Source organism: Neobacillus sp. plas4 (assembly GCF_057221695.1).
This window is the reverse complement of sequence record NZ_CM170152.1, coordinates 661,822-682,100: the sequence shown is the minus strand read 5'-3', so window position 1 is coordinate 682,100 and position 20,279 is coordinate 661,822. Positions and strand designations below refer to the sequence as shown.

The following is a 20,279-nucleotide window of genomic DNA, read 5'->3' as shown; positions in this document are numbered from 1 at the left end:
CGAAAAAGGGCAGAATCCCAATGGAAATCTGCCTTTAAATTTAATGAATATCATAAATTTTGCATTTCTCATAAAAACTTGTTTTTCCAATTTCGAGAAGCTTGGCCGCTTCCTGCTTATTTCCATTGGCAGCCGTTAAAGCATTAAGGATGGCTTGTTTTTCCACTTCCGCAAGTGTCGCTTTTAATGGCTGAACAGGGAGGGCTGCATCATGGACTGTTTCAGGCCCGTTTTGTTTTTTAGGAATATCTATGATTTCATCATCTCGTAAATATAATGGTAAATGTACCAATTCGATTATATTTCCATCCAAGACATTGATACACCTTTCTAGAACATTCTCCAGCTCTCGAATATTCCCTTGCCATTTATGCTGATTAAGCCTCTCTACAACTTCAGGAGATAATTTTATACCCTTGCGATAAAATTTCCTGCCTAATTTCTCCAAAAGATTGATGGCAATTAATTCAACATCCCCATCACGATTTCTTAGCGGGGGGATATCTATTTTTATAACATTTAATCGATAATATAAATCCTGACGGAATGTCCCCTCTTCTACCATTTTCTCTAAATTCCGGTGTGTTGCTGCAATGATGCGGACATCAACCGCAATTGGTTTTTGACCGCCGACTGGCAGGATTTCACGCTCCTGCAGGACTCTCAAAAGTTTACTTTGCATCGCGAGCGGCATATCGCCGATTTCATCAAGAAAAATCGTTCCACGATTGGCCAACTGGAAGTGGCCTTTCTTACCGCCTTTCTTTGCCCCTGTAAAAGCGCCTTCATCATATCCGAACAATTCAGATTCCAGTAAATGCTCCGGAATAGACGCACAATTTATTGGAACAAAAGGAAAAGATGCACGCGTGCTGTTATTATGAATAGCAGAAGCAAACAATTCTTTCCCCGTACCTGATTCTCCAAGTAATAAAACCGCTGACTGACTGCTAGAAACTCTTTCCGCTAATTTCTTGACTGCAGTGAAAGAAGGGCTATCCCCAATTAGGTGACTAAAATAATATTTGCTTTTACTATTTCTTTCTGCTTTTGTTTTATAATAATTCAATTCTTCAACGAGATGTTGAATTTTATTTTTGTATAATAACCAATCCTCAGGATTTCGGAACATTACCGTTCCCACTGCTCCTACTAATTCACCATTAATGATAAGCGGATATCGGTTGGCAATCATCTCACTGCCATTAATGGGCTGAAGGGAGGCAAGCTCTTCTTTTCCAGTTTGGGCAACGATATGCATCCTCGAGTTTTCAATTACATCCTGAACAGGTCTTCTGATTGCTTTTTCGACGGTGGTCCCTAAAAATTCACAATAAGCTGCGTTGATATAAAGAATAATCCCTTCCCGGTCTACAACGACAATGCGCTCACCCGCCAGATTCACAATTTCTTCAATCCAGTGATGAGGGATATTTTCTATTCCTAGTTTCATATCTTTTCACCCTAGTAGTTTTATTTGTCCATTATAACAAAGTGGTATTGCTTTTAATAAAAGAATCCTGACCGGAAATTCCGACCAGGATTTTTACTTTATTGGACAGTATATCCACCATCGAGAATTACGGCTTGACCTGTTATTCCTCTTCCTTTTTCACTTGCTAAGAAAGATGCATAATCCGCAATTTCAGATACAGCTAAAAGCCTTTTTTGAGGAACAAGCGTTAGAAGGACATCATCGATTACACGATCTATGCTTACATTCCTTGTAATCGATAAATCTTTCAGCTGGTTTCTAACAAGCGGCGTATCCACATAACCCGGGCATAGGGCATTGACAGTAATACCGTGTGTTGCGCCTTCTAATGCAGCTACTTTTGTTAAACCAATAACTCCGTGCTTGGCACTATTGTAGGCAGCTTTTCCAGCAAACCCAATTACACCGTTAATAGAAGCCATATTGATGATTCTTCCAAAGCCCTGTTCTTTCATAATCGGGAATACATGCTTAATCCCAATAAACGGAGCTGTCAACATTACTTTTATCATAAACTCAAATTTTTCAGTAGGAAATTCCTCAATTGGAGAAACATACTGAAGGCCAGCGTTATTAACCAAAATGTCAATTCTGCCAAACCTGCTGTGTGCAGACTCAAGAGCGCCCTTGAAAGCTTCCTCATCGGTCACATCACATGGGGCAGAGAATGCTTCATACCCCTGATCTCTTAATTCCCCTGCAACGATATCACTTTTTTCTTGATTTAAATCAGAAATGACCACTTTTGCTCCTTCTTGTGCAAAAGTCTTAGCGATTTCTAAACCAATTCCACTTGCAGAGCCAGTTATAAACGCTACTTTTCCTACTAACATATTAAAACCTCCATATTCGAACTCTATTGAAAATTGTTTCCTTCTATACCAGACCAAAAAGTGAATAAATTCCGATAATAACGAAAACAGCTACAGTTTTGATAATCGTTATGGCAAAAATATCGCGATAGGATTGCTTGTGTGTTAAGCCTGTAACAGCTAAAAGGGTAATAACCGCACCATTGTGTGGAAGTGTGTCCATACCGCCGGAAGCCATCGCAACAACACGGTGCATAACTTCAGGCGGAATATTAGCTGCAGCAATTGCTTTATTGTATTGATCAGCCATGGCACCTAATGCAATTCCCATACCGCCAGACGCAGAACCAGTAACACCGGCAAGTGTACTTGTTGTTACAGCACCATTTACAAGCGGATTGGTGAACGTAGTAGAAATTCCATCACTAATTTTTGCAAATCCCGGAAGTGCAGCAATAACGCCGCCGAAACCATACTCAGCACCGGTATTCATGGTTGCAAGAAGTGAACCGCCAATACTTTGATTGATTCCTTCTTTAAATTTATGTGTTACTCGTTTCCAATCATATAAAAGAGAAGAAATAATACCGACAACTAATGCCATTTCAATCGCCCAAATTGCTTGATTCGCTGTTACGTCGATTGTGTACGGTAAACCTATTGCTTTAAAATCAAAGCCATTTGGATACCACTTAGGGATATATGTAATAAATAGTTTATTGGTTACCCCTACAAGGATAAGTGGAACAAAGGCTAAAATTTGTCTTAAAACCGATTGATTTGAAGTTAAATCAGGTTTTCCTTCTTCTTTTTCTTCAACTAGATCTTTTGCTAAAGCAGCAGCATTCTCTTCACCGAAGCCGTAATAGCCTTCTCCAGCCTTTTCAGCCTTTTTCCTTCTCATTTCCAAATACAATAAACCAAGGGTTAAGACGAATATGGCACCGATGATACCAAGGACTGGTGCTGCATAAATGTCGGTTTTGAAGAAAGCGATGGGAATAACGTTCTGAATTTGCGGCGTTCCCGGTAATGCGTCCATCGTGAATGTAAATGCACCAAGAGCAATCGTTCCTGGAATAAGTCTTTTTGGAATGTTTGCTTCTCTGAACATTTGCGCAGCAAACGGATAAATCGCAAATACGGCAACGAATAAACTTACACCGCTGTACGTTAAGATTGCACCTAGTAGAACAATCGTTAACATTGCGCGTTTTGCACCAAGCATACGAACAATAGTTTTTGCAATGGATTCAGCAATCCCGGACATTTCAACAACCTTACCGAAGATCGCTCCTAATAAGAAGACTGGGAAGTAAGATTTGATAAATCCGACCATTTTTTCCATAAATATTCCAGAGAAAAACGGCAAAACTTGACTTGGATCAATTAGTACAACAGCTAAAATGGCACATAGTGGTGCGAATAAAATGACAGAAAAACCACGGTAGGCGGCAAACATTAACAGTCCGAGCGCCAATAGAATAATAATTAAATCCATTTAAATCCCCCTATACATTTATTTTTGTAAGCTTCCAAAACACATCCCCTTAGTAAGCGTTTTCACTAAATGCTTACATGTTTATAAATGCAATTTCTGTGCCAAGTTGTATTAAGTTCGAAATAATAAGAAAATTCTCCCTTATTATACTATTTAACTAGTAATTAAAAGAAAATAAGTTAGATCCTAACAGAATCCGATTTTAGCTAAAATTCCGGTTTTACGGAATTTTAAGTATTTACCATTCCGCAAAACCGGAATTTTCCGTATTTACGGAATGGTTTATTTCTCTATTTCTTTTCCAATTAAGCAATTGTTGTGATACCTTGACCATTTAATCACTATGCTGGTATTAACATCGTTGAGCTAATCGTAAATGAAGCTTCTGTTTTTTCCTTCACTGTTTGAAGGTCAACACCTTCTTGAAGATCCTCAAGTATGAGTCCTTCTTCTGTTACACGAAAGACTGCCAGTTCCGTTACAATCATGTCTACTACCCCTTTACCAGTCAGTGGTAATCGACATTCTTCTAGAATTTTAGAAGAACCATTCTTGGCTGTATGTTCCATGGCGACAATTACTTTCTTTGCTCCGGTAACCAAATCCATCGCACCGCCCATACCAGGGACCATTTTTCCTGGGACCATCCAGTTTGCGAGGTTTCCTTTAACATCAACTTCAAGTCCCCCAAGGACCGTTACATCCACATGCCCGCCGCGAATTAACTCAAAAGAGAAAACGCTATCAAAAAATGCACCACCTGGAAGGATTCCCGATGGCTGTCCACCTGCGTTTACTAAATCGGGATCAATCTCTCCCTCTAAAGGACCTAATCCAACGTAACCATTTTCCGATTGTAGAATAACATTTACACTATCAGGCAAGTAGCTTGGCACCATTGTTGGCAAGCCGATTCCTAAGTTTACTACATCCCCGTCTCTCATTTCCTTTGCCACACGCGCAGCGATCATTTGTTTTGGACTCATTAATGTTGCAATCATTAGTTACTACCTCCCTGAACAAATATTTTATCTACAAGGATTCCCGGTGTCATAACATCATCTGGATCAATTTCTCCAACTTCCACCAATTTTTCGACCTGAACAATGACGAGATCTGCTGCCAATGCCATGAAAGGATTAAAGTTGCGGGCTGAGCGATGGTAAACCAAATTCCCAGATTTGTCGGCTTTATATGCTTTAAGAAGAGCGACCTCTGCACGAAGTGGTTTTTCAAGCAAGTATTCAACCCCATCTACCGTCAGCTTTTCCTTTCCATCTTCGACAACGGTTCCTACTCCAGTTGGAGTAAGGATTCCGCCTAGACCTGCGCCGCCTGCACGAACTCTTTCAGCAAGTGTACCTTGGGGAACTAATTCAACCTCCATTTCACCTGCAATCATTTGCCGGCCAGTCTCAGGGTTTGTACCAATGTGTGAAGCAATCACTTTCTTCACTCGATGGTTTACAATTAACGGTCCTACGCCGCTCTCTTTGAAAGCGGTGTCATTTGCGATCAATGTTATATCTTTAACGTCTGCTTCTAGCAAGGCATTCACTAGGTCTTCTGGTGTACCAACTCCCATAAAGCCGCCTGCCATAATCGTCATGCCATCATAAAAAAAAGAAGGGACTTCTTTTAACGAAATCAATTTATTCACGTAACAGCACCTCCTGAAAAAATAGGTGAGTATATTGCTCACACCTTAACAAAATGCAAGAAACGTGCCAAAATAACAAGGGACACTCTCCTAATGAGGAAAGCGCCCCTTGTTATTAACTAGCCAATGGTAACACGATTTCTACCAAGGTACCTTGCTGTGCTTTACTTTGATACGTAATGCTGCCATGGTGCTGTTTAATAATTTTATTACAAATCATCAATCCAAGTCCTGTTCCCTTTTCTTTTAAACTATAAAAAGGTTCACCTAGGCGAGGCAGCAGTTCTTCTGGTATCCCAACGCCTTCATCCTGAACAGAAAGAACACATTTATTCGCTTCTGCCTTTTGGAGCCTAATATGTATATTTCCGCCATCGGGCATTGCTTCTATCGCATTCTTAAATACATTTAAGAAAACCTGCTTTAATTGATTTTTCTCTCCGATTATATCAAATAACGCTTCCTCTACACTTAGAATGAATTGGATATTCTGCATATGCGCTTGCGGAGAAAGGAGTTCAAGCGTATTCTCAAGCAATTCTCTTACATTGGTACGATGAAGCTGCACAGCCTGTGGTTTTCCGAGTGTAAGCATTTCACTCGTAATGGTTTCAATTCGTCCAAGTTCACTAAGGAGGAGTTCATTGATTTCGTCTACTCCATTTTCCCATTTATATAGTTGAACAAATCCTTTGATTGTTGTGAGCGGATTGCGGATTTCATGTGCCACCCCTGCCGCTAATTCGCCAACAATGGATAATTTCTCGGATTGAATGAGTATTTCCTCTGACCTTTTGCGCTCTGAAATGTCACGGCTGATGATTACAATATGTTCAATGTCATCATTTTCTCCCTTAACTGGCATACATCGAGATTCAAATTCAATCCAATCGCCATTCTTATGACCAAGACGAAACTCAATGGATTCTGATTTTTTCGTTTCAAACATCCTGTCTAATGTATCTTTAAATAATTCAATATCATGAGGGTTAAGGAACTTGCATAATTTCGCCTCTTGCAGTTCACAGCATTGAAAACCTAATACCACCTCATGCGATGGAGAAAAATAGGTAAGGGAATGTTCTTTATCCATCACCATAATAAGATCAGATGTATTTTCAGCAATCAGCCTATACTTGGATTCACTTGCCTCTACCATTCTATACATATCCGACAATCTATTGTTTAGTCTGTGAAGTTTAACATAGGACTCTATCAGTAATACACCGATAGCAACTCCTAGCATGACAAACAAGATATATTGAAAATGAAAGAATGGGTTATCTCTAAAAATGTTGAAAGCAATTGGTACCGTCACGACATAGATAATGATATAAGCTGCAATTAAAAGTATAGCTTTTCTAATGGGGGTAAATTTTTTAAAATTATAACAGATGAAGGTAAAACAAATCATTTGAACAATCCAGCCGATAATGGCAGGTTCCCAGTGGCCGCTTGATAATAGCCGTGCCATTAACCCGAATACTGCCGTAATTATTCCTGCAATCGGTCCCAGGTATGCAAAAACCAGAATGATTGGTGCGTAGCGTATATCGTAAGTATAACCTTGCTCTTGTATTGCCAGTAGAATGAGAATTACGGATACAATTCCACCATAAATCCCCACCCAAAGGTTGACATGTTTTATTGGTTTATGATTAATAAAAGAACGAATTACTAATGGAGTACTAACCAGGAGCGAAAAAATTGAGAGATTGACAATATAATCTAGTAAAAACAATGAACTCCCACCCATAAAAAGTCTATTTTTTCCTCTATCATAAACTAGAATATTCGCCATGGCTATATGTAATAAATTATTTTAAATGTAAATTTACGCCAGAAAAAAGAAGGATCAAATCCCAGGGTTCTTTGATCCTTCCTTTTGTAAAATCACTTTATTAAACGCTCTTTTCTACGGCAGGTTTATCTTTTTCCAATAAAACAATTAATGCTGGCAATAAGATTCCACGTATTAAGAATGTATCTAATAAAATACCGACCGCCACGATGAAGCCGAATACAAACAATAATTGGATTGGCTGTGTCATCAACACCGCAAACGTTGCTGCTAAAATAATCCCAGCAGACGAGATCACACCGCCCGTATTGGCTACCGCAATTTCCACTGCTTTTTTTACAGAATGCTTTTTCCGTTCTTCCATAAATCGAGATATTAATATGATGTTATAATCAATACCCAGCGCTACTAAAAAGACAAACGAGTATAGCGGAACTCGATTACTAATCGTATCTATATCAAAAAACAGTTTGCTTAAAAACATTCCCAGCCCAACAGCCGCTAAGAATGAAATTAAAATAGTCCCCATCATATAAATCGGCATTTTAAATGATTTTGTCATGACAATTAACATGGTAAAAATTAATAATGACTCGAGTATAACAATCACAATCAAATCTCTATCATTTATGGCGCGGTCATCCACTTTTTTCGCCGTTTCCCCAGCGAAGTGAAGTTCTCCTTCGAGATTATTATCTGCTAACAGTTTATCTGCCTGATCTCTCATCTTTTCCAATGCATCCATGGTTTCTGCTGCGTATGGACTTTCCTTAAAAGTGAGACTATATTGGATTACGGCATTATCGTCTGTGCTTCCATTCGGACGAACATTGCTGACTAGTTCTTGATCTGCCAGTTCCTCCAGCAAATCGGCTTGCTGTTCAGGTGTTACCGCTTCTTTCGATTCAAACAATACCGTAGTGGCAGCTAAATCACCTTTTTCAAACTTTTCTTCTAATATTTCATAGCCTTGCCTTGAAGGCATATCCTTCGGAAACGACTTCATCGTATCAAATTCATATTTCAAATTAAACATGTTAAGTGCCGAAGCTAGGAGGATTAATCCTATAATTGAAGCTGAAAGGATTGGTTTTTTCACCACAAAGCGGCCAACTTTACTCCATAGAGAGCTGGATTTAACGGTTTCCTCTCCAACTCTAGGAATTTTGGGCCAGAAAGATTTTCGTCCAAACAAAGTAAACAAGGCTGGCACCAGCGTAATCGAAGCGAGCATTATAATGAGCATGGCTGCTGCGAAGACCGGTGCAAAGTTGCGATAGTCCCCAAACTCCGCAAAAAACAATACCAACATGGCTGCTAAAACTGTCCCGCCTGAGAAGAATACAGGCAGACCCGTTTCTCTCATGGCAAATTTCATCGCGTCAAACTTGCTTTCGGATTTTTTTAATTCCTCTCGGAAACGGGAGAAGACAAATAAGGAATAATCAATGACGGCTGCAAACAAAAGAATCGTCATGATCGAAAAGGTTTGATTGCTTATGACTAATCCAGCTGCTCCCATCAATCCTAATACCTGATTCACTACCTCATATACAAATGCAGCTGCAATCAGTGGGATTAGCGCTAATAATGGTGAACGATAAATTACTACCAATAAGATAAGAATAATTCCTACAGTGGATAATAATAAAACAATATCAGCACGGGAGAACAAATTGAGAGAATCCACAGCAATACCTGCTGGACCTGTAATATTTAGCGTTAAGTCCGTATTTTTTTCCACAATTTCAGTTACTTCCTCTAGGACCGTCCTCATTTCCTTTGATTCTAGAGAAGGGTCTAATGTTAATGGAAGAATGACTGTACTTTGATCCTCAGAGAAGAAATTAGCTGTCGCCTGTGGCGGCATCTTTGTTAAGGGAACATATTCCTTGATCCCCTCTACCTGATCGATTTTTTCAAACAGGGGATCTAAGTCCGATAGGGTAACATTGCTGCCATCCTTCTGAAAAACCAATATGGCAGGTGTTCCTTCATTATTTTCAAAGTATTTATCTTGCTTTTCTTGGGCAATCATCGATTTTGCATCTGAAGGAATAGAATTAATACTTGAGACCTCGTATTCCTTAGCACTTGGAGCGAGGACTGCCAATAACATTGTTATTAAAAGCCACATTCCAAGCGTTATCCACATTCCCTTTTTTGAGGTTGCCCGGTCAGTTATTGATCGTAAAAATGAGTTCATTCATTTTCCCCCTTCTTTATAAGTGACACTTGTGTAACTTTAATGAAAAAATAATTAACACAATGCACTTTTATTATCAATCATAGTGACACATGTGTCAATTATCAATTCATGAACATTCCTTGACTAATTATTTCCTTTATTGATGTTAACCATTCTCGTTGAGGGACCGCGAAATGATTCGGAATTGCCACGGTTTGGAGGATAAAACCGATGATAAGACTATCCGGAAGGTGTTTTTTCAAAACTCCTTCTTTCTTCCCCAAAAGGATAAACCCATGTAAATACTTGTACATTTCTAATGGCAGCTTTTTGAGTTTTGCTTTGCTTTCCATAGAATGCTCTATTCTTGCCAAGACTTGTTGAGCCGCTTCAATCAAATGATGTACTTCCGTTTTCTTAAAAATAAGATCCATAAGAAAATCAAATTGCTTTTCAAACCCGTCTAGTTCTTCCATTTTCTTTAAATCGTTCAGAAATTCTTCCATTTCATAAATCATGAAGTCGGTAATTAACTCTTCTTTATTCTCGTAGTATTTATATAGAGCTGCTCTCGATACTTCCATACGTTCCGCCAAAAGACTAAAGGTAAACCCGTCATAACCATGCTGCAGTAGCAGCTGCTTTGCTTCATGAAATAATTCCACTGTATTAAATTTTCGTTCCCGTGCCATTTATGCACCCCCAGTCACTATATAAAAATAGTATACCATATTGACCAAAAATTTTTTGATCGGTCTATTCTGTTGTTTATTGACCTGGTTTGAGGATTTGTTATAATTAAAGTGAGTAATCACTCACTTTCTGGAGGGGACTGATTTATAATGTCATCAACCATCGTGATCAATGATGTGAGCAAAAGTTTTGGGAAGAAGTTAGTTTTAAATCATATTTCTCTAAACGTGGAATCAGGAAGTATTTTTGGGCTGATCGGGCCTTCTGGTTCAGGTAAAACAACCCTGGTAAAGCTTATTGTAGGCATGGATTCTCCTGACCAAGGGAATGTTGAGGTATTGAATTCTGCTGTTCCAAATTTAAAATTGCTGCAGAGAATCGGTTATATGGCCCAGGCTGACGCTCTTTATTCTGATTTAACAGGAGAAGAGAACCTTGCCTTTTTTGCCTCCCTCTACAAGCTTAAAAAGGACGTTAGAAAAGAACGTATTTCCTATGCGGCAAACTTAGTGAATTTAACAGGTGAATTAAAAAAGAAGGTTGAAAATTATTCCGGCGGGATGAAGCGCCGTTTATCCCTTGCTGTTGCGTTAATCCAGGACCCAGACATACTTATTCTAGATGAACCGACTGTAGGGATTGACCCTGAGCTGAGACAGTCGATATGGGCAGAGTTATTTCGTTTAAAAAATGCCGGTAAAACCATTTTAGTCACCACACATGTAATGGATGAAGCTGAAAAATGTGATGTTCTTGCTATGGTCCGTAACGGTGAAATACTCACGATTGGATCTCCATCAGAATTAAAAGACAGATACGGGATTACCTCTCTAGAAGAGGTATTTTTAGCTGCGGGAGGTAAACGGTGATGAGTATACTGGCAATGGTTAAACGAATTTTCCGCCAAATGCTACGTGATAAGCGGGCGCTCGCATTGATGATGGTGGCTCCATTATTGGTTCTTACCCTTTTAAATTACCTTCTAGCTGGTAATACCGTTGACCCGAGACTGGGTGTCATTCAAGGTGATGACAAACTAATTGAAAGATTAGAAGATAACCACATTACCGTTTTACAGGTGAATGGTCATACAAATAAAATGCTGCTTGAAAAAGACCTGGATGGCATTCTTGAATTTGATGGAGAAGAAATTTCTTTGACCCTTACCAACGACCAGCCTAATGCTGCAAAAGCATTGCAAATAAAGGTTCAACAGGCGATTGCAGCCGAAAAGTCAAAAGAACAAGCTGAAAATTTAGCTGTATTCATGGAAAACATTCAAAGTAAGCTTCCCGGAGTTCCGTTAAACATGGAGCAAGTAAAAGCACCTGAAATCAAAATGTCTTATCTCTATGGCAATAAAGATACCATCTTTTTTGATCAATTAAGTCCCATTTTAGTCGGTTTCTTTGTCTTCTTCTTTGTATTCTTAATCTCTGGGATTGCCTTGCTGCGAGAACGAACCACCGGCACCCTGGAACGATTACTGGCAACACCTATTCTGAGAAGAGATATTGTCTTTGGCTATATACTCGGCTATGGATTATTTGCAGTAATTCAAACCATCATTGTCGTTACGTATGCTGTTAAAGTATTAGATATTAATCTTGCAGGTTCATTCTGGAATGTTGTACTGATTAACTTAACCCTTGCTCTCGTGGCATTAACACTTGGCATTCTTTTATCAGCATTCGCTAATTCAGAGTTTCAGATGATGCAATTTATTCCCTTAGCGATCATTCCACAGGTCTTCTTTGCAGGGATCTTTCCTTTTGAGTCTATGGCTGGCTGGATGCAGGTCCTCGCGAAATGTATGCCGATGTATTACGGGGGCAGTGCTTTAGTGGACGTCATGTATAAAGGTTTAGGCTTTATTGACATTATGAACGACCTTTTCGTGTTATGGGGATTTGCCCTTGTCTTCATAGTTTTAAATATAGTAGCATTGAAAAAATATAGGAAAATTTAGATTGTGTGAAGGAGCAAGCAATGACTGAAGACGAATTAATGCTTGAGCAGTTATTTGATGAGGATAAATTAACGGATAAACAAAAGAAAATCATTGTGGCCGCAATTGAAACCTTTTCGGAAAAAGGCTATGCAGCCTCTTCCACAAGTGAGATCGCTAAGAAGGCCGGTGTGGCAGAAGGAACAATTTTTCGTCATTATAAAACCAAGAAGGAATTATTAGTTTCTATTGTGGCACCTTTGATGACAAAGTTCATTGCACCGCTAGTGGTCAAAGACTTCAATAAAGTACTCGACCGGGAATATGAAACAGTTGAGGATTTTCTACGAGCTACAATTGAAAATCGAAGGGACCTTCTCATCCGAATGCTCCCTGTGGTGAAAATCATGTTTCAAGAAATTCCCTTCCAGCCGGAATTGCGTGAACAATTTCTTGAACTTGTGGTAAAGAATATTTTTAACCGGGTTGAAAAAGTTATCATTAGCTATCAGGAAAAAGGGCTATTAATCAATATGCCGCCAGAAAGTATCGCTAGGTTAACGATTACCAATATTCTTGGCTTCTTATTTTCCCGATACATTCTATTTCCTCATTTGGAATGGGAAGATGAGCTTGAAATTGAGCGGACGATACAATTTATTATGCACGGGATAGGGAAAAAGGAATAATATAAAAAGCAAGCCCCTCAGTATACAATAGTGAGGGGCTTGCTTTTTATCCTATTAACAAAAACTCATTACCATCTTCAACACTGAACTGTTCAATGTCCCCCCATCAACTTGTTTAAGCTTCAACAATGTTTGGTTGTTGGTATACTTCTTGATCGAATTCGCCTGTTGCTTTGCTTGTTAGGACTCCGGATGTGATTGCACCGCTTACGTTTAGGGCTGTACGTCCCATGTCAATGAGCGGCTCTACTGAGATTAGCAGACCTACAATTGCAATTGGAAGGTTCATGACGGATAGCACGATAAGTGCAGCGAATGTTGCACCGCCGCCAACACCTGCTACCCCAAATGAACTAATGGCAACTACGATAATCAAGGAAATTATAAAACCTGGGCTGAGTGGATCAATACCAGCTGCTGGTGCAACCATAACCGCTAACATTGCAGGGTATACCCCAGCGCATCCATTTTGACCAATGGAAAGTCCAAAGGAACCTGCAAAGTTGGCAATCCCTTCAGAAACACCCAGGTCTTTCGTTTGTGTTTTAATCGTTAAAGGCAGTGTTCCTGCACTCGAGCGTGAAGTAAAAGCAAATGTTAACGTTGGTAATGACTTTTTCACGAAATTAACTGGGTTAATTTTTGCAATTGTTAGCAAAAGTAAATGAACAATAAATACAAGAATAAGTGCTACATACGAAGCGATAACAAACTTTCCTAATTTTACAATTGCATCATAGTTGCTTGTTGCCGCAACCTTTGTAATAATTGCTAAAATCCCATACGGTGTTAGGCGAAGAATCAATGTTACAACTCGCATGACAACCGCGTATATGGAATCAATAATTTTAGCAAAAAGTTCAGCATTCTCAGGGTCTTTACGTTTTACGGCAAGGTAAGCAATCCCGATAAAAGCGGCAAAGATAACCACTGCAATGGTTGAGGTTGCACGAGCACCTGTTAAATCTAAAAATGGATTCGCAGGCACTAATTCAAGGATTTGCTGTGGGATGGTCATGGATTCAACAGTGCCGACTCTTTCTTCTAAAGCCGCATTTCTCGCTGCCTCTGCTTCCCCTTCCGTCAGCTCAATACCATCCAGACCAAATCCTAATGATGTACCAATGCCAATCGCTGCAGAAATAGCGGTTGTTCCAAGTAAAATTCCAATTACAAGGATGCTGATTTTCCCGATGTTTTTGGTTAATTTTAATTTTGTAAATGCTCCTACAATTGAAATGAATACAAGCGGCATGACCACCATTTGCAGTAACTTAACGTACCCTGTTCCTACAATGTTAAACCACCCAATCGATTCCGTTGTAACCTTAGAATCAGCACCATAAAGTAAATGAATAATAAAACCAAATATAAGTCCTAAACCTAATCCAGAGAATACACGTTTTGAGAAAGATACATGCTTCTTTGCCATAAACCGCAAACCGGCCATGAGTAAAAGCAAAACGGCGACATTCACAATAATAAGTATTGTGTTCATCCTTCTTCCCCCTATTTATAATTTTTATATTACGCATTAATATATGAACATACTAAGGTTGATATTCTTATAGTAAAGTGAGAAGTAAGTATTTTGAATAAAATCTCCAGATTGAAGAATACTACCTGCTAACAATAAAAACAGAAGGAGAATTAAATATGGAGTTTAATTCCTATTGGTATCTGGGATTAGGTGTCTTAAGTATTCTTCTGTTAATTTATGTGTATCTAAAAACTAGGAACCCTCGAAGTATACTGCTTTTTCTTACTATGGTGGGTCTAGGATATATAATAGAAGCTGTGATTTATAATTTCGGACATAGTTATCGGTATTACCCTAAACTTCTTATGTACGATTCTTTTTATGACAGTAATATGGGCGCCATTGCCTCCAATGCGCTGGCATTACCTATTGCAGCAACATTTATAGCCGTACTTCGAAAGAATTGGCTCTGGATTCTATTTTTTGTCTGCCTTTTTGCCGGTACAGAATGGTTATTCTTGAAGCTTGACATCTATAAACATAATTGGTGGAAAATCAGATATACTGTTTTAGGACTTCTTCTTGTTTATTTTCCTTTAGCAAAAGTGTTCTATTCCTTGCTTCTCCAATCGCTACAAGGGAAACTTCACTCCATTTTACTGTTTCTAATTATCAGTCCAATATCAGCAAGTTTCCAATTTACACCAATTATGTTCTTCTCAAATCGTTATTATGAATTGGGCTGGTTTGAGACCTTTTCAGAAGATACCACTGCTTTTAGTGCTCTCTATTACATATCCGCTTGTCTTTTCTATGTTTGGATAGCCAAATTTCCTTGGAAGCTAAAATGGTTAAAGTATGTGGTAACACCATGTTTAATGTACCTCTTAAACCTTTTCCTACAAAAAGCCGGTATCCTCCACAGCCAAGTCTGGTGGGATCCATGGTTTTACCTCATCCTATCTGTTTTCGTATTAAAAATTACCGTTACCATTAGCAAGCACTTAACAAATGGACCACAAAAAAATACCTAACCTATTATAAAGATTAGGCATTTTTCGTTCGGACTGTCCGCCTGGGGTGGAAAGTGTCCACGAGCGGTGCCTGTCACCAAGGTGTCACCATTTTAATCTTCTTAAGTAGTTCTACTCTTTTTACTACGATTGAATTATTATAGGTTTAGTAGAAGAATAAAAAATATAGATTGAGAGAACTGCTTATGTGGCGAAATAGAAATGTATGGATATTATTAATGGGGGAGTTTATCGCAGGTCTTGGGTTATGGCTTGGGATTATTGGGAATTTAGAGTTTATGCAAGAGAAAATACCTTCTGATTTTTTAAAATCACTTCTTATGGCCACCGGACTATTAGCTGGAATTGCAGTTGGTCCTTACGCAGGCAAAATCACCGATCAGGTAAGCAAGAAAACGGTTATGTTATGGTCTGGCTTACTGCGTACAATCAGTGTGATCTTTATGCTTATTGCAATTGCCACTGGCTCCGTTTGGTGGATGGTTGTTTTTTTCGTTACGATACAGATTTCTGCTGCCTTTTACTTTCCGGCTTTGCAAGCGGCGATCCCTCTTATTGTTAAAAACAAGGATTTGCTTCAGATGAATGGAGTTCATATGAATGTCTCGACCCTTTCCAGAATTATTGGTACCTCTGTTGCGGGTATACTTTTGGTTGTACTTCCGTTGTCTATGCTCTATATCGGTTCTTTGGCTGCCTACCTTGGGTTACTAATCCTAACTTGGTTCCTCAATTTCGAAGAAACCAAGGAAGAATCGTCAGCTGCGTCAAGTGCCCAGGAAAAAGCGAGTTTTAAAGATGTTTTACCAGTTATTAAGGGATTACCGGTTGTCTTTATAACTCTGTTGATGACACTTGTTCCACTTTTATTTCTGGGCGGCTTTAATCTTCTCGTCATCAATATTAGTGAATTACAGGACAGCTCGGCTATAAAAGGATGGATTTACGCGGCTGAAGGAATTTCCTTTATGATTGGTGCCTTTTTCATAAAAAAAATAAGTGACAAACTTTCTCCACACCGAATATTAATAATCAGTTCTATTCTCTGTGGTTTGTCACAGCTTCTGCTATATTTTGCAGATGTTCCGTTCATTACGATTGCAGCGTTCCTGATTTTTGGATTCTCAGTTGGCTGCTTCTTTCCAACAGCCTCTACTATCTTTCAAACAAGTGTACCAAAGGATTTTCATGGAAGATTTTTTTCGTTCCGCAATATGCTCGATCGCGTTGCCTTCCAAATCGTACTGCTTATAACTGGGTTCTTGCTAGACTTTATCGGGTTGCAGCTCATGTGTGTACTTTTTGGCGGCCTCACCATTATGACAACGTTACTTTTTTATGTTAAAAACAAGCAAATTCTTCGTGAAAACTGACAAAAGGCACCTGCATTTTTATAGCAGGTGCCTTTCGATTATTTTTTAACATCAACTTTCTGGATGGCCGCCTTACTAAATCCTTGGTATACATCAATGACTGCGAATAAAAGGAAAATAAAAATAGCACCCCCAAAAATCCAATTATCTAGATTACCTGTAATACTAAATAAATCAGTCATATAAGTAACGAATCCTGAATTAAATAACTGGTTGTTACTAGCGATGACAATAAATACAATCGAAGCTGCACCATGTATGACAGTATTGAGGATTGCAAGTTTCCTAGTCCATTGGCGGGTTTTCAATTTATATAAGGCCATGGTAATATCGAGCACAATAACAAGAACCACCAATGGCCAATATGATTGTAAAACCTCTTGATTGAATACCGGCATTACAAATTCAAGACCATTCCTTCCTTTTTCATAGACTCCAAGAAGACTTGATGCATTAAAATAAACACTTGCCCAAATCGCCGTCCATAGTAAACCGAGGAATACTTCTCCCTTTGGTATTGCTTTTTCCTTTAGAATGTAAGGGATGTTGTTCAAATCCTCAGGTGTCCACTCTTTAAAGCATGGTGTTAAGGGAACTTGAGTTTTCTTGTGATCCGTACGTTCTATGATTGCAAACACAACCGTTGCCCAGAAAAACACTTGAATTCCCGTGCTCAAGATCTTCCATATGCCCAAGCCAATTAGGTTCAAAATGACGTTTAATAATGCTTCATCCGATGAATGTGTAATAATCGTTTCTGCAATCATGGAAATCAGTGTGATTGCTGCTGCAATGGGAAGGATCATTTTTAATAGATTTATATAGATGTCATAGTAACGTGGTCCAATTAAATGCAGCGGTCGATCTAAATAACCGCTGGCAAGGAGCACAGGATTGCCCATTTTTTTAAGGACATCCTTAACATCTTCCTCTGAAAAATCATCTGGCAGCATATCCTCAATGGTTGAGCGCAGCTCCAGGGCAATATCGGCACGACTTTTTTCAGGCAGTCTGCGCGTAACCTCTTGAATATAAAGCTCAATCAACCTCATCCTTTTCAACTCCTTTTTAATAATAGGGTAAGTTCTTGGGATGTTTTCTCCCATTCTCTCTTTAATTGCTGGAATATCTCTGTTCCGTATGGTGTTAACACGTAATATCTGCGCGGCCTGCTTTCTGTTGTATCCCAGCTGCTCGAAACTAATTCTTGTTTCTCCAAACGGCGAAGCAATGGATATAGTGTACTTTGTTCGATGGTAATCCCACACTCCTCTAATAATTGGACAAGAGAATATCCATATTGAGGAGTTTTCAGCTGACTTAACACAGCCAACGTTAAAGTTCCTCGCCTAAGCTCTGTCGTCAACGAATTCAGTAACGTACTCATCCTTCCACCTCCTTCGGTCACAATGCTGTGCGTCGTACACTATGCTTTATACTATGCGTCATACACTATTGTTGTTCCTAAAATAATTCATACTGAACAATATTTCTTTATGAAAGGTAATTGGTAATATTCTCTAAATGTAGTGAATATAAAACGGTGACAGGCACCGGGGTTGAAACGTAGTTTTAACCATTTATACATCTATGTATATTTTTTGAGGGGGAATGGATTATGAGTACTTCTGTATTGGAAAATTTAGTTACGGCAAGGGATTGTTTATTAAAGGAGATTGAGTTATTAAGCTATGAGGATCTCAACAAAAAGCCTGATTCCAGTACCTGGAGTATCGCTCAGGTTTGCCACCATTTGTATTTAACAGAAAGTGTCTTCACGCAAGCGATTATTTACGGACTTAATAAAAGTAATGGAAAAAAGGCAGAAGCAAAGGAGATCCAGGTTACAGCTGACCGGACACAAAAGATACAAGCACCCGAAATAGTCATACCTGGAGATGGACCATGGGAAATGCAGCAAATTAAAGACCTATTAAATCAATCAAGAACTATATTTTTGGACTTTTATAATCAAATCGAAGACAAATCCGTGCTTGCAGAAAAATCCACAAAGCACCCGCTCTTCGGCTACCTGCCGCTAAATCAATGGGTTGATTTAATCTACCTCCATGAAGAGCGCCATATCGAGCAAATTAAAGAGCTTAAACTGGTGAAGTGATGTAATGTTTTAAATGGAATGGTGCCTGTCACCATTTATACATCCATGCATAAACATCCATATTTTTACAACAACAAAAAAAGAGGAGCCTGCAGCTAGTAATGCTGCATGGCTCCTTCTTTTAGGCTCTGATCAAGGTTTCCGCTAGTATCCGGGCACCAACGTCAAGTGCAGATTTATTAAAGGTCATATAAGGGTGATGCAAACCTGGCTGAAGATCAGCACCTACACCAATCATAGTTGCTTTTAATGCTGGATTCTTTATGGTGTAGAAATGAAAATCATCACTTCCAGAAGTGATTACTGGCGGGGCTAATACTTCATCACCGAATGTATGTCGAATTGCTTCTTCAGCAATGGCTTCTGCCTCAGGAGAAACCTCTGCCCCAGGTGTAAAGTCATTCCAATTCCATTCAATCTTTACACCATATAAATCACATAAACTGGCTAGCCCAGTTTCTATTTTGTCCTTCAGTTTTTTCAGTACCTCATTCTTTTGAGCACGGACATCGATGGCAAATTCCGCCGAACCCGGGATAATGTTTAAGCTCTCTCCGCCAGCTAGGACCTTCGTAAGTTTTGCAGAATAGGCCTCGAATGGGGATAGGTAGATAGATTTGATGAATTGGTGCAGCCCAAAAATCACATCGATCGCGTTTTTGCCTTGATGCGGTCTCGCCCCGTGCGCGTCCTCACCAAAGACTTTTCCTTCTAAGAAGAAAGCCGCACCATGATGAATAGATGGTGAAACTCGTCCCATTGAAAGCTCCTCAATAGGGCGAAGATGAATACCGAATAAGTGGCTCACGTTTTCAATCGCCCCGCGCTCAATCATGGCTAAAGATCCGTTCCCCTTCTCCTCGGCAGGCTGAAAGATAAAACGTATCTTCTTAGTCAGCTTCTGATCTTTCAAATAAAGCAGTGCTCCAAGCACCATTGAAATGATCGCATCATGGCCGCAGGAGTGGTTACCCTGCCAAACGCCATTTACCTCTTGCCATAATGCGTCGATTTCTGCCCGTACCGCAATTACTTCGTCCCCATCGCCTATTTCAGCGATAAGCCCAGTAACATCTGAAAACGTCCTGTATGTAACACCCAAATTATCTAATATACCAGCAATAGCCTGCGTAGTTTTAAACTCCTTCCAGCTTACCTCAGGGTTTGCATGGAAATGCTCAAACCAAGCCAAAATTTGCTTCTCAAGATCCTCCCTCACCACAAAAACACCCCTATCCTTCTAAAAAATCATTATACAAATAGTACAACAACAAAGCCTGCCCTTACAATCATTTTTAGAAAGGAAAGATTATAAAGAGGTGACAGGCACCACAGAAAGACACTGTCCACCTCAGGCGTACACTCCTTTACGAATAATTAACCATATCCATTGTGTGTTCAAAAAACTTTTGGGGCTTGGTTCATTTTGTGTTGGACAAGTTTGTTGTGAACAAGGTGCACAAGAATAATTTTTATTCCATAAAAT

Annotated in this window: 18 protein-coding genes; 6 read left to right on the top strand and 12 right to left on the bottom strand. The window is 39.2% G+C overall.

Annotated features, from left to right (window positions below; all coding sequences use genetic code 11):
- Positions 1-40: 40 nt before the first annotated feature.
- The 8 genes from AC2TFD_RS03285 to AC2TFD_RS03250 all read right to left on the bottom strand — a co-directional run bounded on the left by AC2TFD_RS03285 (position 41) and on the right by AC2TFD_RS03250 (position 10,149).
- Complete coding sequence (locus tag AC2TFD_RS03285; RefSeq protein WP_335515546.1) at positions 41-1,453, bottom strand: sigma-54 interaction domain-containing protein; 1,413 nt, start codon at positions 1,451-1,453, stop codon at positions 41-43.
- A gap of 98 nt (positions 1,454-1,551) precedes the next feature.
- Positions 1,552-2,328, bottom strand: a complete 777-nt coding sequence (locus AC2TFD_RS03280) for a 3-hydroxybutyrate dehydrogenase (protein ID WP_335515549.1) — start codon at positions 2,326-2,328, stop codon at positions 1,552-1,554.
- A 43-nt stretch (positions 2,329-2,371) separates the two neighbouring features.
- A complete protein-coding gene (locus tag AC2TFD_RS03275; protein ID WP_335515552.1) occupies positions 2,372-3,808 on the bottom strand; it encodes a GntP family permease in 1,437 nt (478 codons plus the stop codon).
- A 341-nt stretch (positions 3,809-4,149) separates the two neighbouring features.
- Positions 4,150-4,809 carry a 3-oxoacid CoA-transferase subunit B gene (locus AC2TFD_RS03270; protein WP_335515556.1) on the bottom strand — a complete coding sequence of 220 codons (660 nt, stop codon included), beginning with the start codon at positions 4,807-4,809 and terminating at the stop codon, positions 4,150-4,152.
- Positions 4,809-5,468 carry an acetate CoA-transferase subunit alpha gene (atoD, locus tag AC2TFD_RS03265; protein ID WP_335515559.1) on the bottom strand — a complete coding sequence of 220 codons (660 nt, stop codon included), beginning with the start codon at positions 5,466-5,468 and terminating at the stop codon, positions 4,809-4,811. The genes AC2TFD_RS03270 and atoD overlap by 1 nt, the downstream gene beginning before the upstream one ends.
- A gap of 115 nt (positions 5,469-5,583) precedes the next feature.
- Positions 5,584-7,209 carry an ATP-binding protein gene (locus AC2TFD_RS03260; RefSeq protein ID WP_484674969.1) on the bottom strand — a complete coding sequence of 542 codons (1,626 nt, stop codon included), beginning with the start codon at positions 7,207-7,209 and terminating at the stop codon, positions 5,584-5,586.
- Positions 7,210-7,369: 160 nt separating this feature from the next.
- Positions 7,370-9,475, bottom strand: a complete 2,106-nt coding sequence (locus AC2TFD_RS03255) for an MMPL family transporter (protein ID WP_335515564.1) — start codon at positions 9,473-9,475, stop codon at positions 7,370-7,372.
- A 104-nt stretch (positions 9,476-9,579) separates the two neighbouring features.
- Entirely contained in the window at positions 9,580-10,149 is a 570-nt protein-coding gene (locus AC2TFD_RS03250) for a TetR/AcrR family transcriptional regulator (RefSeq protein WP_335515567.1), read from the bottom strand.
- A 150-nt stretch (positions 10,150-10,299) separates the two neighbouring features.
- Here AC2TFD_RS03250 and AC2TFD_RS03245 point away from each other — a divergent pair, with 150 nt between their 5' ends.
- The 3 genes from AC2TFD_RS03245 to AC2TFD_RS03235 are packed head-to-tail and all read left to right on the top strand — an operon-like array spanning position 10,300 to position 12,787.
- A complete protein-coding gene (locus AC2TFD_RS03245; RefSeq protein WP_335515569.1) occupies positions 10,300-11,019 on the top strand; it encodes an ABC transporter ATP-binding protein in 720 nt (239 codons plus the stop codon).
- Positions 11,019-12,119: an ABC transporter permease gene (locus AC2TFD_RS03240; RefSeq protein WP_335515573.1), complete on the top strand. Its 1,101-nt coding sequence runs from the start codon at positions 11,019-11,021 to the stop codon at positions 12,117-12,119. The genes AC2TFD_RS03245 and AC2TFD_RS03240 overlap by 1 nt, the downstream gene beginning before the upstream one ends.
- A gap of 20 nt (positions 12,120-12,139) precedes the next feature.
- Positions 12,140-12,787 carry a TetR/AcrR family transcriptional regulator gene (locus tag AC2TFD_RS03235; RefSeq protein WP_335515575.1) on the top strand — a complete coding sequence of 216 codons (648 nt, stop codon included), beginning with the start codon at positions 12,140-12,142 and terminating at the stop codon, positions 12,785-12,787.
- A 115-nt stretch (positions 12,788-12,902) separates the two neighbouring features.
- Here AC2TFD_RS03235 and AC2TFD_RS03230 read toward each other — a convergent pair whose 3' ends face one another.
- Positions 12,903-14,285: an L-cystine transporter gene (locus tag AC2TFD_RS03230; protein WP_335515579.1), complete on the bottom strand. Its 1,383-nt coding sequence runs from the start codon at positions 14,283-14,285 to the stop codon at positions 12,903-12,905.
- Between the two features lie 158 nt (positions 14,286-14,443).
- Between AC2TFD_RS03230 and AC2TFD_RS03225 the strand changes: the two genes are divergently transcribed.
- Together AC2TFD_RS03225 and AC2TFD_RS03220 are read left to right on the top strand one after the other, a co-directional pair.
- Positions 14,444-15,301: a hypothetical protein gene (locus AC2TFD_RS03225; RefSeq protein ID WP_335515581.1), complete on the top strand. Its 858-nt coding sequence runs from the start codon at positions 14,444-14,446 to the stop codon at positions 15,299-15,301.
- Positions 15,302-15,486: 185 nt separating this feature from the next.
- The gene (locus AC2TFD_RS03220) at positions 15,487-16,674 is read left to right on the top strand and encodes an MFS transporter (RefSeq protein ID WP_484674968.1); all 1,188 of its coding nucleotides are present in this window, start codon (positions 15,487-15,489) and stop codon (positions 16,672-16,674) included.
- 38 nt (positions 16,675-16,712) lie between these two features.
- On the opposite strand, the gene AC2TFD_RS03215 is transcribed toward AC2TFD_RS03220, so the two are convergent.
- Both AC2TFD_RS03215 and AC2TFD_RS03210 read right to left on the bottom strand, forming a co-directional pair.
- Positions 16,713-17,726, bottom strand: a complete 1,014-nt coding sequence (locus AC2TFD_RS03215) for an HAAS signaling domain-containing protein (RefSeq protein ID WP_484674967.1) — start codon at positions 17,724-17,726, stop codon at positions 16,713-16,715.
- 5 nt (positions 17,727-17,731) lie between these two features.
- Positions 17,732-18,061: a PadR family transcriptional regulator gene (locus AC2TFD_RS03210; protein WP_335514582.1), complete on the bottom strand. Its 330-nt coding sequence runs from the start codon at positions 18,059-18,061 to the stop codon at positions 17,732-17,734.
- 231 nt (positions 18,062-18,292) lie between these two features.
- Between AC2TFD_RS03210 and AC2TFD_RS03205 the strand changes: the two genes are divergently transcribed.
- Positions 18,293-18,793 (top strand): DinB family protein, encoded by a 501-nt coding sequence (locus AC2TFD_RS03205; RefSeq protein WP_484674966.1) that lies wholly within the window; start codon positions 18,293-18,295, stop codon positions 18,791-18,793.
- Between the two features lie 121 nt (positions 18,794-18,914).
- On the opposite strand, the gene AC2TFD_RS03200 is transcribed toward AC2TFD_RS03205, so the two are convergent.
- On the bottom strand, positions 18,915-20,012 hold the full coding sequence (locus AC2TFD_RS03200; RefSeq protein WP_335514576.1) for an amidohydrolase: 1,098 nt from the start codon (positions 20,010-20,012) through the stop codon (positions 18,915-18,917).
- Positions 20,013-20,279 lie beyond the last annotated feature (267 nt).